The sequence below is a fragment of the Citrobacter freundii complex sp. CFNIH4 genome (genome assembly GCF_002934505.1).
Lineage (GTDB): Bacteria > Pseudomonadota > Gammaproteobacteria > Enterobacterales > Enterobacteriaceae > Citrobacter > Citrobacter freundii.
The window spans coordinates 1183184-1196924 of record NZ_CP026231.1; the positions used below are offsets into that span (position 1 = coordinate 1183184).

Below are 13741 nucleotides of genomic sequence, written 5' to 3' on the forward strand. Positions count from 1 at the left end.
TCAGGATTCTGGCGGTACCGACATATGGCGGTATTTAACCAGAATGTCATTATCAACTTGTTTCTTATCCTGCAAATCCCACAATCCGCGATCGATGCCGTCATTAATTAAGAAGATAACGCCTGTTTCAATCGCTGACATCAGACAAAGCATAACCGGTTCGTTAGAGGTGTAGCCAATTTCACCTTCCAACAGACGCTGGTAGTCAATAAAGCGGAACACTCCAGCCTGTACTTCATAAGACAAAATGGTTTTACTGGTGTTCACTGACGACAGGATCTCACCGGTGCTGACGTTAACTACGCGCAGGTTTACCGCTATCTGGTCGAGCTGGTATTGCGTATCGGCGCCAATACCGAAATAACGCGCACCGACACCACCCGATTTAACGTTGCTTTCATAACCGATAATTGACCCTTCCACCATGACGTTTGCCGCGGTCAGGGACTGTAGCGGGATCCGGTTATTAATCGCAACCGTACCGTTTTCCTGAGCAGCACGAATGATTTTACGTTCGTTCAGCAAGTTCTGTAACCCCTGACGTTCCAGAGGGACGAACCAACGAGAATCTTTCAATGCGGTGACAAGCATAGCCGTGGCGCTTTGCGGGACGGCGGTAGAGAAGTTACTTGCCGGGTAAGGTTTAAATTGGCCAGTCTCATCCTGAATGTTGTATACCGACACAAAGATCTTACCTGTAGGCATAGGCAGATGCGTCAAATCTTTATAGCTTTGGGCCCGGGGCATTAATGTCGGCTTAGCGGCTTCTTGAGGCGGAGCTGTTAAACATCCGCTGAGTAAAATTACTGCCACCATGATAAGTAAGCGCTGCATGATTTTTTCCTTTCGTGGCTATAATTTAGAAATCGGTCGACTGATTTTGTAAACCCGACACTTCAATAGTCGACGTTCTCCCCGTTTTCCTGTCCGTGACATTCAGTTGCAGTTGCCCATCCCGGTTGGCGATATCAACGATAAAATCGCTGGTTACCATCCTCCCCGGTTTACCGGTATTGATATTGGTGAGCAAGCCACCGAGTATTTGCGACTGTATTGCCTGGGTAAAGTTATCCAGTGCTGATGGGGTTTCAATCCCGTAATCGCCAGCACTCGGATCCTTATACGAGTTTTGCGCCTGAGCGCTGTTCAGTAAAAAAGAGCCGTTGTTTGGGTTGCCACCAAAGTTAGGGTTGCGGAACTGGAACGTCATATTTCCGGCCCAACTTAATGGTGAAATCAGCATGAGCAAAACCACTGCATGTTTGACACGCATGAAAGCCTCCGGACTAAATCATGTTTTAGAATTCATCGCGCGCTAAATCGCTCGTACTTAATAGCGTTTGATCTATTTGCCGACGATTTAATGCTTCCTCAGTTTCTGCCAATGCGAAGACCACAATTTTGTCGAAGTCTCTTTTCGTCGGGAATAAAAAAGTCTGGAAGATAACGTCCTGATTGACAGTTATGGTGATCCAACTTCCCCAACGTGCACTGGGCCTTTCATTAATGGTTAAGTTTCCTGTGTACTTACTTTCCCACTTGTCACTAAAGGCACGATAAAAATCATGGCCAATGGAAGAGACAGTGTGGTCAGTCAACAGTCCGGGAACCTCCACCTCTACAGCAGCGTGTAGATTCCCGGCAGCAAGGAACAAATTTGCTGCCACAATCCAGGACAAATAGCTTTTCATGGCTTTATCGCCTGAGGTTATCATTGGCCCACGAGACCGCCTGCGTACGATTTTTGACAGCTATCTTTTTGAAAAGATTATAAAGATGTGTTTTAACCGTATTTTCACTAATAAATAGTGAACGCGCGATTTCAATATTTGAGGCGCCAATACGCAGTTTATTAAGGATCTCTTTTTCACGGTGCGTAAGTAATGCCGACTCCGTGCTGTTATAGCGGTAGTTCCCGGAATGCGTGATCAGGTAGCTGGCGAGCTTTTGTGAAAAGTAGCATTCGCCACGCAACACACCTTGCAATCCGCTGACGACACGCTGCTCATCTTCCGTTGCGTAGAATACGCCATTGATATGCGGCCAGTTTTCAATATCCCGATAAGGATAATCATCTGGGGTATTCAACAATAACGTCTTTATATTGTTGTTTTTTCTGCTCAAATTATCTTGCCAGTAATGGATCAGTTTTTTGTCTGCCTCCATCATGTCCAGTAGAACAATGCAGCTGGAGGAAATATCATCCAGAGAACGTTGAATATTATGTAGTTTTCCGGTTAACGCCAGCGATTGTTTTAAATGCTGTAATAACGCAGTTGGCTTTGTTGAATAAATCAGATTTCGGGTAAGTCTCCCCCGTAGCGGGTTGTGTTTTCAGGCAATACGCACGCTTTCAGGCATACCTGCTTTCGTCATTTTGTTCAGCGCTCGTACCAGGGCCATAGCCTCTGCAACCTGACCATCGTAGTCACGCAGTGTCAGTGAACCCCCGAACAGCTGTTTTACCCGGTACATCGCCGTTTCCGCTATCGAGCGACGGTTGTAATCTGTTGTCCATTTCCACCGCGCATTACTCCCGGTCATTCGCTGATTAGCCACTGCACGGTTACGGTCTGCATATTCACCGGGCCAGTAACCCGCACCTTTTCGGGGAGGGATAAGCGCGCTGATTTTCTTACGCCGCAGTTCATCGTGACATAGCCGGGTATCGTAAGCGCCATCGGCGGCGGCTGACCTGATTTTCCGGTGGGTTTGCCGGATTAACCCGGGGAAGGCCTCTGAGTCCGTAACGTTGTTCAGCGACAGGTCAGCGCAGATGATTTCATGTGTTTTACTGTCAACGGCGAGATGCAGCTTACGCCAGATACGGCGGCGTTCCTGGCCATGCTTTTTGACTTTCCACTCGCCTTCACCGAAGACCTTCAGCCCGGTGGAATCAATTACCAGGTGTGCGATTTCACCCCGGGTGGGCGTTTTGAAACTGACATTAACCGACTTTGCCCGCCTGCTGACACAGCTGTAATCCGGGCAGCGTAGCGGAACGTTCATCAGAGAAAAAATGGAATCAATAAAGCCCTGCGCAGCGCGCAGGGTCAGCCTGAATACGCGTTTAATGACCAGCACAGTCGTGATGGCAAGGTCAGAATAGCGCTGAGGTCTGCCTCGTGAAGAAGGTGTTGCTGACTCATACCAGGCCTGAATAGCTTCATCATCCAGCCAGAAAGTTATGGAGCCACGGTTGATGAGGGCTTTATTGTAGGTGGGCCAGTTGGTGATTTTGAACTTTTGCTTTGCCACGGAACGGTCTGCGTTGTCGGGAAGATACGTGATCTGATCCTTCAACTCAGCAAAAGTTCGATTTATTCAACAAAGCCAACCCTTATGTGTACATTATTAAAGCGTTTTTTAAGTATCAGCTTGTGCAGTATTTCTCTTTTTACCCTCCCCGCAATGGCGCAACAAATCTCAACCGGCGGGGTTATTCATTTTCGCGGTGCAATAGTTGAATCACCTTGCGATGTTAACGCTCGGCAGCAGCAAATTGAATTGTCATGTATGCGCGACGGCACCACCCGTAATAGTCTCTACAATCAGCAACAGGTCGCGACTTCCCCTCAAAATGTGCAGCAAATTGCCACAGTCAAAATGCACTATCTCAATGAACAGAAAAACATGGCAATTCTTAACATTGAATATAAATGAATCATTCCGGCGTACATATGCACACGTTTGGTTAAAAAGTGAGATTTCCGGGAAAACCCTGCTGTACACTTAACAAATAGTGTTTGGTCAGGGGGAACTTATGCAATCACGTGTTCATGTGTTACATGGCGATATTACGACGATCGCTGTTGATGTGATTGTCAATGCGGCGAATCCATCGCTATTGGGCGGAGGTGGCGTCGATGGAGCGATTCATCGCGCTGCAGGGCCTGAGTTGCTGGCGGCCTGCAAACAGGTTATCCAGCAACAGGGCGAATGCCCAACCGGTCATGCGGTTATCACCCTGGCGGGAAACTTGCCCGCCAGGGCAGTAATCCACACCGTGGGGCCCGTATGGCAGGGAGGCGATCATCATGAAGCTGAACGCCTCGAAGAGGCTTACTTTAATAGCTTGCAACTGGCCTTAGCCAATGGCTATCAGTCCATTGCTTTTCCGGCGATTAGCACCGGGGCTTATGGTTATCCCCGCGCTGCAGCGGCAGAGATCGCGGTGAAAACGGTGTTGAAATTTATCACCCGACGTGCGCTTCCCGATCAAATATACTTCGTGTGCTTTGATGAAGAAAACGCTCGGCTATACAAGAGATTACTTACCCAGCAAGGCGATGAACGCACGGACTGATATGACGCGACTTGAGCGTGCCATCACGCCACTTTGTGAAAACCACCCGGGAGAATGCGGCATTCTGACGTTGGATGACAGCCTGGATGCATTTGCTGCTCGCTATCGGTTGACGGAAATGGCGGAACGTACCCTGGATGTTCAGTATTACATCTGGGAAAGCGACATGTCCGGGCTATTACTATTTAATGAGATGGTCACTCCCTCCTTCCCAGTACTATGCTGAGGACAGGCTTTCATTCGGAGAACCATCATGGAAAACATTGCGCTTATTGGTATCGATCTGGGTAAGAACTCTTTCCATATTCATTGTCAGGATCATCGTGGGAAGGCCGTTTACCGTAAAAAATTCACCCGACCAAAGCTAATCGAATTTCTGGCGACATGCCCGGCAACAACCATCGCGATGGAAGCCTGTGGCGGTTCTCACTTTATGGCACGCAAGCTGGCAGAGTTAGGGCATTTTCCAAAGCTGATATCACCGCAATTTGTCCGCCCATTCGTTAAAAGCAACAAAAATGACTTCGTTGATGCTGAAGCTATCTGTGAAGCAGCATCACGTCCATCTATGCGTTTCGTGCAGCCCAGAACCGAATCTCAGCAGGCAATGCGAGCTCTGCATCGTGTCCGTGAATCCCTGGTTCAGGATAAGGTGAAAACAACTAATCAGATGCATGCTTTTCTGCTGGAATTTGGTATCAGCGTTCCGCGAGGTGCTGCCGTTATTAGTCGACTGAGTACCCTTCTTGAGGACAGTAGTTTGCCTCTTTATCTCAGCCAGTTACTGCTGAAATTACAACAGCATTATCACTATCTTGTTGAGCAGATTAAAGATCTGGAATCTCAGTTGAAACGAAAGTTGGACGAAGATGAGGTTGGACAGCGCTTGCTGAGTATTCCCTGCGTTGGAACGCTGACTGCCAGTACTATTTCAACTGAGATTGGCGACGGGAAGCAGTACGCCAGCAGCCGTGACTTTGCGGCGGCAACAGGGCTGGTACCCCGACAGTACAGCACGGGAGGTCGGACGACATTGTTAGGGATTAGCAAGCGGGGCAACAAAAAGATCCGAACTTTGTTGGTTCAGTGTGCCAGGGTATTCATACAAAAACTGGAACACCAGTCTGGCAAGTTGGCCGACTGGGTCAGGGAGTTGTTGTGTCGGAAAAGCAACTTTGTCGTCACCTGTGCTCTGGCAAACAAGCTGGCCAGAATAGCCTGGGCACTGACGGCGCGACAGCAAACTTACGAAGCATAAAGGCAGAAATACACCAGTTTAAACAATCATTCATCTGGTTTTGCGAATACTGATATTGATGATACTAACGGCCCACCGGCCTGTTGAGGAACCTGTAAAACGGAAAGGCTCATTGAAGCCGTATATTTTCTGGAGGTTCATCAGGCGCGGAACTCATCGAGGCGCGGGAATAAAATCCCATTCAGACGCCGGATAGATTCAAGCAAGCCAACTTGTCGTCAAAATCGGTGTTGCAAAAACGGGAGTGACCATAGATTCCGTTTTGCTGGCCGCGGCGAAGCGGGGCGTCCGGGTGCGTTTGTTGCTGGATGATAACAACACGCCAGGTCTGGATGACACGCTGCGCTTGCTGGACAATCACCCTAATATAGAAATCCGTCTGTTTAATCCCTTTTCCTTTCGTATCCTGCGTGCACTAGGCTATTTAACCGATTTTGCCCGGTTGAATCGACGTATGCACAATAAAAGTTATACCGCTGACGGCGTCGTAACTCTCGTGGGCGGGCGAAATATCGGCGATGCCTATTTTGGCACAGGCGAACAACCGCTGTTTTCCGATCTGGATGTTATGGCTATCGGGCCGGTGGTCCAGGATGTTGCTGACGACTTCGAGCGTTACTGGCACTGCCGCTCGGTTTCAACATTGCAAAACGTACTTGAGGTGGCTGAGCCAGCTTCAACGCAAAAAATCGAACTTCCAGAATCCTGGTATAACGATGACATCACGCGTCGCTATCTACATAAGCTGGAAACCAGCCAGTTTATGACCCACCTCGATCAGAGGTCGCTACCGCTGATTTGGGCGAGAACGCGCTTGCTGAGTGATGATCCCGCAAAAGGAGAGGGGAAAGCGCCGCGCCACTCACTATTACCGCAGCGTTTGTTTGACGTGATGGGATCTCCCACCGAGCGTATTGATATTATTTCCGCCTACTTTGTACCAACTCGCGCCGGTGTGGCGCAGCTCCTGAGACTGGTGAGAAAAGGCGTTAAGATCGCGATTTTAACTAATTCTCTGGCGGCGAATGATGTCGCAGTCGTTCACGCAGGCTATGCACGCTGGCGAAAAAAGCTCTTGCGCTACGGTGTGGAGTTATACGAGCTCAAACCAACTCGCGATCGCGTTTCAGCAGTACATGACCGGGGATTAACCGGTAATTCAGGCTCCAGCCTGCATGCGAAAACCTTCAGCATTGACGGTTGTAAAGTGTTTATCGGCTCGCTTAATTTTGATCCCCGTTCAACGCTGCTCAATACGGAAATGGGGTTTGTGATTGAGAGTGAAGTACTGGCCGAGTTGATTCATAAACGTTTTATGCAAAGCCAGCGTGAAATGGCTTGGCAACTACGTCTTGATCGGTGGGGAAGAATCAATTGGGTCGACAGACTTTCTGGCAGTGAACAGGTACTGAAAAAAGAACCCGCCACAGGATTCTGGAAGCGGGTTCTGGTAAAGCTGGCGTCCGTGTTACCCATTGAGTGGTTGCTCTGAACCACACAATGATTGGCGGAAAACTAACCGGCCACGGCCTTGTTTTTATCCTGCCTGACGGGTGGTTTACCCGAAAAGAGAAACTTCAGCACCGGGATCCGTAAATGGATTTCGTACAGTATTACCGCAATCCCGACTACAAACAGTAGACCGCAGAGAAAGCCCAGCAAATTCGACTTGATATGCGGTGTGATGTAAGCGCCAAAAAACAGCGTTAACGGATGATGCACCAGATAGATAAACAGAGATGCGTTGACAAAATAGGTTACGCGGGCTGACTGGAAATTCAGCAAACGGTGACCAAGTGAAAAGACGACGTTCACCATCCACAGGCCCATGACCATGGTAATAACATATTCGGTTTCATACATCCAGGCATCGCCGTTGCCGTAACGTTGATTGAGCAGGTATGCGACAAATGTGCATGCGGCGCCCAGCGTGCAGCCGCGCGATGGCGTGGTAAACAGCGCTTTCAGATTAGGATTGATAAACGCCAGCGCACCGAGCATAAAGAAAGGCACATAAAACAACGTTTGCATAACGATAAAATTAAACATGCCATCGCTGAGAATCGAAGGGTAGAGGATGAAAATCGTCCTTCTGACGGCGGCATAACCGAAACCCAGCACTGCAAAAATCAGCGTTAACTTCGTCATTGACACCGCAGGCGCGCTGCCGACGTCGCTTTGCGTCAATCTGTGTTTCATCTGGGTAAACACCCACATGCTCAGGGTCGTTAGCACCACGAGAACCAGTAAAAACCACAGATGGGAAATCAGCTCCCAGGCCAGCGCGTTGTATTTATCGTAGCCGCTGAGGGTATGCCAGCTGTCTGCTTTGCCTTTCACGTATTGCAGCATGATAAATTGCGGCAGCGTAAGCAGCGGAATCGCGGTCAGCATAGGGATCCCCACGCGTTCTACACGCACTTTCCACCAGCGCTTTAACGGATAGCGTAGAAATAGCATGTAGGAAAAATAACCCGAAATGACAAAGAAGACTTGCATGCGAAAAGCATGGATAAAGTCATTGAACAAGGTCAACCACCACGATGGTTCTGCGCTGTTCACGTGCCATGTGTGGGTGGAGTAGATCAATGAAATATGAAACGGGATCCCTAACAACATTAGCCAGGCACGGATGGAGTCAAGAAAATATTCGCGTGGTGGTGATACAGAGCTCATAGACAGTTATGTATTCTCAGACTTTTCGTCTTATCCCTAAGACGAATAATGGTTACATTCGAGGGCAACCCTACACGAAGTCTAACAACCTGTCTCCAGGATAAGCACGCAAAGTGAAAACAGGCAGACGAACCTGCTTAAACCATGAGCCAGCGCGCGAACAATACAGGGATTCAGTTGTCGGAATACCCGATTATCCATTAAAATGGATCGGATCAATATAAGCACACAAAGGGGGAAGTGCTTACTAATTATGAAACATAAACTACAAATGATGAAAATGCGTTGGTTGGGTGCAGCAGTCATGTTAACGCTGTACACATCATCAAGCTGGGCATTCAGCATTGATGATGTTGCAAAACAAGCTCAATCCTTAGCCGATAAAGGCTATGAGGCGCCAAAAAGTAACTTGCCCTCCGTTTTCCGCGACATGAAATATGCGGATTATCAGCAGATCCAGTTTAATCGCGATAAAGCCTACTGGAGCAATCTCAAGACCCCATTTAAGCTCGAGTTCTACCACCAGGGTATGTACTTCGACACGCCGGTCAAAATCAACGAAGTGACCGCTACTGCGGTGAAAAGAATCAAATACAGCCCGGATTACTTTAATTTCGGCGATGTTCAGCATGATAAAGACACGGTAAAAGATCTCGGTTTCGCCGGGTTCAAAGTGCTGTATCCGATCAACAGCAAAGATAAAAACGACGAAATCGTCAGCATGCTCGGTGCCAGCTATTTCCGTGTTCTGGGTGCAGGCCAGGTCTACGGCCTTTCTGCGCGCGGTCTCGCGATTGATACCGCTCTGCCTTCTGGTGAAGAATTTCCCCGCTTTCGTGAGTTTTGGATCGAGCGTCCGAAACCAACTGATAAACGTTTAACCATTTATGCCTTACTGGATTCTCCGCGTGCAACCGGAGCGTATCGCTTTGTCATCATTCCTGGTCGTGACACGGTAGTCGATGTTCAGTCCAAAGTTTATCTGCGCGACAAAGTGGGCAAACTTGGCGTGGCACCGTTAACCAGTATGTTCCTGTATGGACCTAACCAGCCTTCTCTGACGACTAACTATCGTCCAGAACTGCATGACTCTAACGGTTTGTCCATCCACGCTGGCAACGGCGAATGGATTTGGCGTCCGCTGAATAACCCGAAACATCTCGCGGTGAGCAGCTTTGCTATGGAAAATCCGCAAGGTTTCGGTCTGTTGCAGCGTGGCCGTCAGTTCTCGCGTTTTGAAGACATCGACGATCGTTACGATCTGCGCCCGAGCGCCTGGATCACGCCAAAAGGCGATTGGGGCAAAGGTAAGATTGAGTTAGTTGAAATTCCAACTAACGATGAAACGAACGATAACATCGTTGCGTACTGGACCCCGGATCAGCTGCCTGAAGCCGGTAAAGAAATGAACTTTAAATATACCCTGACGTTCACGCGTGATGAAGACAAGCTTCATGCGCCTGATAACGCCTGGGTACAGCAGACACGTCGTTCTACCGGTGATGTTAAACAGTCCAATCTCATTCGTCAGCCTGACGGTACCATCGCGTTTGTGGTGGACTTTTCCGGCACCGATATGAAAAAGCTGCCGCAGGATACGCCGGTTACCGCACAAACCAGTATTGGTGACAACGGTGAAATCGTTGAAAACACCGTGCGCTACAACCCGGTTACTAAAGGTTGGCGTTTGGTATTGCGCGTGAAAGTGAAAGACGTGAAGAAAACCACTGAAATGCGTGCTGCCCTGGTCAATGCCGATCAGACGCTGAGTGAAACCTGGAGCTACCAGTTACCTGCCAATGAATAAGACAACTGAGTATATTGACGCAATGCCGCTTTCGGATATCGAAAAAGCGGCACTGCCGAAAACTGACATCCGCGCCGTTCATCAGGCGCTGGATGCTGAGCATCGTACGTACTCGCGCGAAGATGATTCACCGCAGGGTTCTGTAAAAGCTCGTCTTGAGCAAGCATGGCCGGATTCTCTGGCTAAAGAGCAGTTGGTTAAGGACGATGAGGGGCGCGATCAGCTACAGGCGATGCCAAAAGCAACGCGTACCTCTATGTTCCCCGATCCCTGGCGTACCAACCCGGTTGGCCGTTTTTGGGATCGTCTGCGTGGGCGCGATGTGACTCCGCGTTATCTTTCGCGTTTGACGAAAGAAGAACAAGAGAGCGAGCAAAAATGGCGTACCGTAGGCACCATCCGCCGCTATACGCTGTTGATCTTAACGCTGGCGCAAACGGTCGTTGCAACTTGGTATATGAAGACGATCCTTCCTTATCAGGGGTGGGCATTCATTAATCCTGCAGACATGATGGGGCAGGATTTGTGGGTCTCCTTTATGCAACTGCTGCCCTACATGCTCCAGACCGGCATTCTTATTTTGTTTGCCGTACTTTTCTGTTGGGTATCAGCGGGGTTCTGGACCGCGCTGATGGGCTTCCTGCAATTGCTGATTGGACGGGATAAGTACAGTATCTCGGCCTCAACGGTCGGGGATGAACCGTTGAATCCTGAACACCGTACGGCGTTGATTATGCCTATCTGTAACGAGGACGTTGATCGCGTATTCGCGGGACTTCGCGCCACGTGGGAGTCGGTCAAAGCAACGGGCAACGCTGAGCATTTCGATGTTTACATTCTGAGCGACAGCTACAATCCAGATATCTGCGTGGCAGAACAAAAAGCGTGGATGGAGCTGATTGCCGAAGTGCAGGGCGAAGGACAGATTTTCTACCGCCGTCGTCGTCGTCGCGTGAAGCGTAAAAGCGGCAACATTGATGACTTCTGCCGTCGCTGGGGAAATCAGTACAGCTACATGGTTGTGCTGGATGCGGACTCAGTGATGAGCGGTGACTGTCTGAGCGGCCTGGTGCGCCTGATGGAAGCGAATCCGAATGCCGGGATTATCCAGTCTTCACCGAAGGCTTCCGGTATGGATACGCTGTATGCGCGCTGCCAACAGTTTGCGACCCGTGTTTATGGGCCGCTGTTTACCGCCGGGCTTCACTTCTGGCAGTTAGGCGAATCGCACTACTGGGGCCACAACGCAATTATCCGCGTGAAGCCGTTTATCGAGCACTGTGCGCTCGCGCCGTTACCGGGCGAAGGTTCGTTTGCGGGATCGATTCTCTCCCATGACTTCGTGGAAGCGGCCTTGATGCGTCGCGCTGGCTGGGGCGTGTGGATTGCCTACGATCTACCGGGCTCTTATGAAGAGCTACCGCCGAACCTGCTGGATGAACTCAAGCGTGACCGTCGCTGGTGCCACGGCAACCTGATGAACTTCCGTCTGTTCCTGGTTAAGGGGATGCACCCGGTTCACCGTGCGGTGTTCCTGACTGGTGTGATGTCCTATCTGTCCGCGCCGCTGTGGTTTATGTTCCTCGCGCTCTCTACCGCATTGCAGGTGGTACATGCGTTGACGGAACCGCAGTACTTCCTGCAACCGCGTCAGCTATTCCCGGTATGGCCGCAATGGCGACCTGAACTGGCGATCGCGCTGTTTGCTTCAACGATGGTGCTGTTGTTCCTGCCGAAGTTGCTGAGTATTTTGCTCATCTGGTGTAAAGGGACGAAAGAGTACGGTGGGTTCATCCGCGTTACGCTGTCGCTGCTGCTGGAGGTTCTGTTCTCCGTGCTGCTGGCACCGGTGCGCATGCTGTTCCATACCGTCTTCGTCGTGAGCGCTTTCCTCGGTTGGGAAGTGGTGTGGAATTCGCCGCAGCGCGATGACGATTCCACCCCATGGGGTGAAGCGTTTATGCGTCACGGTTCTCAGTTACTGTTGGGGCTGGTGTGGGCTGTGGGTATGGCCTGGCTGGATCTGCGTTTCCTGTTCTGGCTGGCACCGATTGTCTTCTCGCTGATCCTGTCGCCGTTTGTTTCCGTGATTTCCAGTCGTTCCACGGTGGGGTTACGTACCAAGCGCTGGAAGCTGTTCCTGATCCCGGAAGAGTATTCCCCGCCGCAGGTGCTGGTGGATACCGATACTTATCTGGTGATGAACCGTAAACGTACGCTGGACGATGGCTTTATGCATGCGGTGTTTAACCCGTCGTTTAACGCACTGGCCACGGCCATGGCGACTGCTCGCCACCGCGCCAGCAACGTGCTGGAGATTGCACGCGATCGCCATGTGGAGCAGGCGCTGAACGAAACGCCGGAGAAACTGAATCGCGATCGCCGCCTTGTATTGTTGAGCGATCCGGTGACCATGGCACGTTTACATTATCGCGTCTGGAATTCACCTGATAAGTATTCTTCGTGGGTGAACTACTATCAGGGGTTGACTCTGAACCCGTTGGCGCTCAGGAAAAAATAAGCGTTCTGTAACGTGAAAATACCGGCCTGGTGCCGGTATTTTTTTATATTGAATAGAATGAGTCGTGAGGTAGCAGGTGCGAATATTGGCTGTAGGAATAATGATCTTCTTCCTGAGCGGATGCGGCAGCATTATTAGTCGTACCATCCCAGGGCAAGGACACGGAAATCAATACTATCCTGGCGTGCAATGGGATGTTCGGGACTCGGCATGGCGCTACGTCACGATCCTCGATCTGCCATTTTCGCTGGTGTTTGATACGTTGCTGCTACCGCTCGACATACATCATGGACCTTACGAGTAATTATCGCTCATCCCATTCATCGGCTGCGGTCTGCCCCTCTTCGGTATCAAGGGGAGGTTCCAGCTGGAATTCACCTTCATCCCATTCGTGAAGCGTATTTTCTTCCTGCCACTCCTGGCGAATTTCAATTTCATCATAGTCGCCATCAAAAACGCTCTGAGCCGCTTCTCCGCTCAGCATTGGTAGACATTCACCATCTACATCATCCTCGTCAGCAAAGAATTCCGCCTGCCACATAATGTCGCCATCCTGTAGCACGTATTTTTGGATGCTTAGCTGTTGAACGCTGGCATCGTCTGACTCAAGGTCAGGGTTATCAGCCAGAAACACTTCACGAGCCGCATCAATAGCCTCTTCCAACGTGGCATAAAAATTCATGTCATTCTTTGCCATATTTCTTCTCCTAAGGCGAACAATAAAGGGGGATGATTCAATCTATAGACGGCGATCCGCAGAGCGTCAAACCCGTTAGCTGCGTGGCTAACTCAATCAGATGATTACTGCCTGCAATGCCAACGAGAGCAGGTGAAAGTAACTTCGGTAGTTTATGAAAAAATTTACATTGGCAGATACTGAAGCCTACGTAATATCAGGAAAAAAATTCAAGAAAAAATAGTAATGTATGTGGTTTGCAATGCAGTAATGAAAATCAAATAAATAAAATCTGGCGTTATATTAGAAAATCTTCAGTTTTAAACACCATTTTTTATGTGTTTTAGAGGGGGGATGCGAGCGCTTATGAATTAATATTGCATAACTCAATCAAAGTAAAGGAGAAAATTAATGCCCAATACGGAAGTGTTGCAGAGGTAATCAATGAAAGTGGCTAAACTTAGTGGTGTCTCTGGAAGTGACAAAGTGTCTTTTGT

13 protein-coding genes and 2 pseudogenes are annotated in these 13741 nt (G+C 49.6%); 8 read left to right on the forward strand and 7 right to left on the reverse strand.

Annotated features, from left to right (window positions below; translation table 11 throughout):
* The 5 genes from csgG to C2U41_RS05965 are packed head-to-tail and all read right to left on the reverse strand — an operon-like array spanning position 1 to position 3258.
* Positions 1-834: a curli production assembly/transport protein CsgG gene (gene csgG / locus C2U41_RS05945; RefSeq protein ID WP_003036082.1), complete on the reverse strand. Its 834-nt coding sequence runs from the start codon at positions 832-834 to the stop codon at positions 1-3.
* Positions 835-859: 25 nt separating this feature from the next.
* On the reverse strand, positions 860-1273 hold the full coding sequence (csgF, locus tag C2U41_RS05950) for a curli production assembly/transport protein CsgF (protein ID WP_003036084.1): 414 nt from the start codon (positions 1271-1273) through the stop codon (positions 860-862).
* 25 nt (positions 1274-1298) lie between these two features.
* Positions 1299-1691, reverse strand: coding sequence for a curli production assembly/transport protein CsgE (gene csgE, locus C2U41_RS05955; protein ID WP_003036087.1), 393 nt, complete (start codon positions 1689-1691; stop codon positions 1299-1301).
* A gap of 4 nt (positions 1692-1695) precedes the next feature.
* Entirely contained in the window at positions 1696-2298 is a 603-nt protein-coding gene (gene csgD / locus C2U41_RS05960) for a biofilm master transcriptional regulator CsgD (RefSeq protein WP_103849150.1), read from the reverse strand.
* Between the two features lie 36 nt (positions 2299-2334).
* On the reverse strand, positions 2335-3258 hold the full coding sequence (locus C2U41_RS05965) for an IS5-like element IS903B family transposase (RefSeq protein WP_001118619.1): 924 nt from the start codon (positions 3256-3258) through the stop codon (positions 2335-2337).
* An 84-nt stretch (positions 3259-3342) separates the two neighbouring features.
* Here C2U41_RS05965 and C2U41_RS05970 point away from each other — a divergent pair, with 84 nt between their 5' ends.
* The 5 genes and pseudogenes from C2U41_RS05970 to C2U41_RS05990 form a co-directional block, all read left to right on the forward strand.
* Positions 3343-3663, forward strand: coding sequence for a type 1 fimbrial protein (locus C2U41_RS05970; RefSeq protein WP_103849484.1), 321 nt, complete (start codon positions 3343-3345; stop codon positions 3661-3663).
* Positions 3664-3763: 100 nt separating this feature from the next.
* Positions 3764-4306 (forward strand): O-acetyl-ADP-ribose deacetylase, encoded by a 543-nt coding sequence (gene ymdB / locus C2U41_RS05975; protein WP_103849483.1) that lies wholly within the window; start codon positions 3764-3766, stop codon positions 4304-4306.
* Positions 4239-4505, forward strand: a pseudogene (locus C2U41_RS05980) (phospholipase D family protein); the annotation flags it as partial. The gene ymdB and the pseudogene C2U41_RS05980, both read left to right, overlap by 68 nt.
* 54 nt (positions 4506-4559) lie before the next feature.
* Positions 4560-5564 carry an IS110-like element IS5075 family transposase gene (locus C2U41_RS05985; protein ID WP_000427614.1) on the forward strand — a complete coding sequence of 335 codons (1005 nt, stop codon included), beginning with the start codon at positions 4560-4562 and terminating at the stop codon, positions 5562-5564.
* Between the two features lie 256 nt (positions 5565-5820).
* Positions 5821-7056: pseudogene (locus C2U41_RS05990) on the forward strand (phospholipase D family protein); the annotation flags it as partial.
* Positions 7057-7079: 23 nt separating this feature from the next.
* On the opposite strand, the gene mdoC reads toward C2U41_RS05990, so the two are convergent.
* Complete coding sequence (gene mdoC / locus C2U41_RS05995) at positions 7080-8240, reverse strand: glucans biosynthesis protein MdoC (protein ID WP_057063362.1); 1161 nt, start codon at positions 8238-8240, stop codon at positions 7080-7082.
* 271 nt (positions 8241-8511) lie between these two features.
* Here mdoC and mdoG point away from each other — a divergent pair, with 271 nt between their 5' ends.
* From mdoG to C2U41_RS06010, 3 genes are all read left to right on the forward strand, one after another.
* Complete coding sequence (gene mdoG, locus C2U41_RS06000) at positions 8512-10047, forward strand: glucans biosynthesis protein MdoG (RefSeq protein ID WP_103849079.1); 1536 nt, start codon at positions 8512-8514, stop codon at positions 10045-10047.
* Positions 10040-12568: a glucans biosynthesis glucosyltransferase MdoH gene (mdoH, locus tag C2U41_RS06005; RefSeq protein WP_003036122.1), complete on the forward strand. Its 2529-nt coding sequence runs from the start codon at positions 10040-10042 to the stop codon at positions 12566-12568. The genes mdoG and mdoH overlap by 8 nt, the downstream gene beginning before the upstream one ends.
* Before the next feature lie 100 nt (positions 12569-12668).
* Entirely contained in the window at positions 12669-12872 is a 204-nt protein-coding gene (locus C2U41_RS06010; protein WP_003036125.1) for a YceK/YidQ family lipoprotein, read from the forward strand.
* Here the strand turns inward: C2U41_RS06010 and C2U41_RS06015 are convergent, their stop codons facing one another.
* A complete protein-coding gene (locus tag C2U41_RS06015; protein ID WP_032936472.1) occupies positions 12873-13250 on the reverse strand; it encodes a MysB family protein in 378 nt (125 codons plus the stop codon).
* Between the last annotated feature and the right edge of the window lie 491 nt (positions 13251-13741).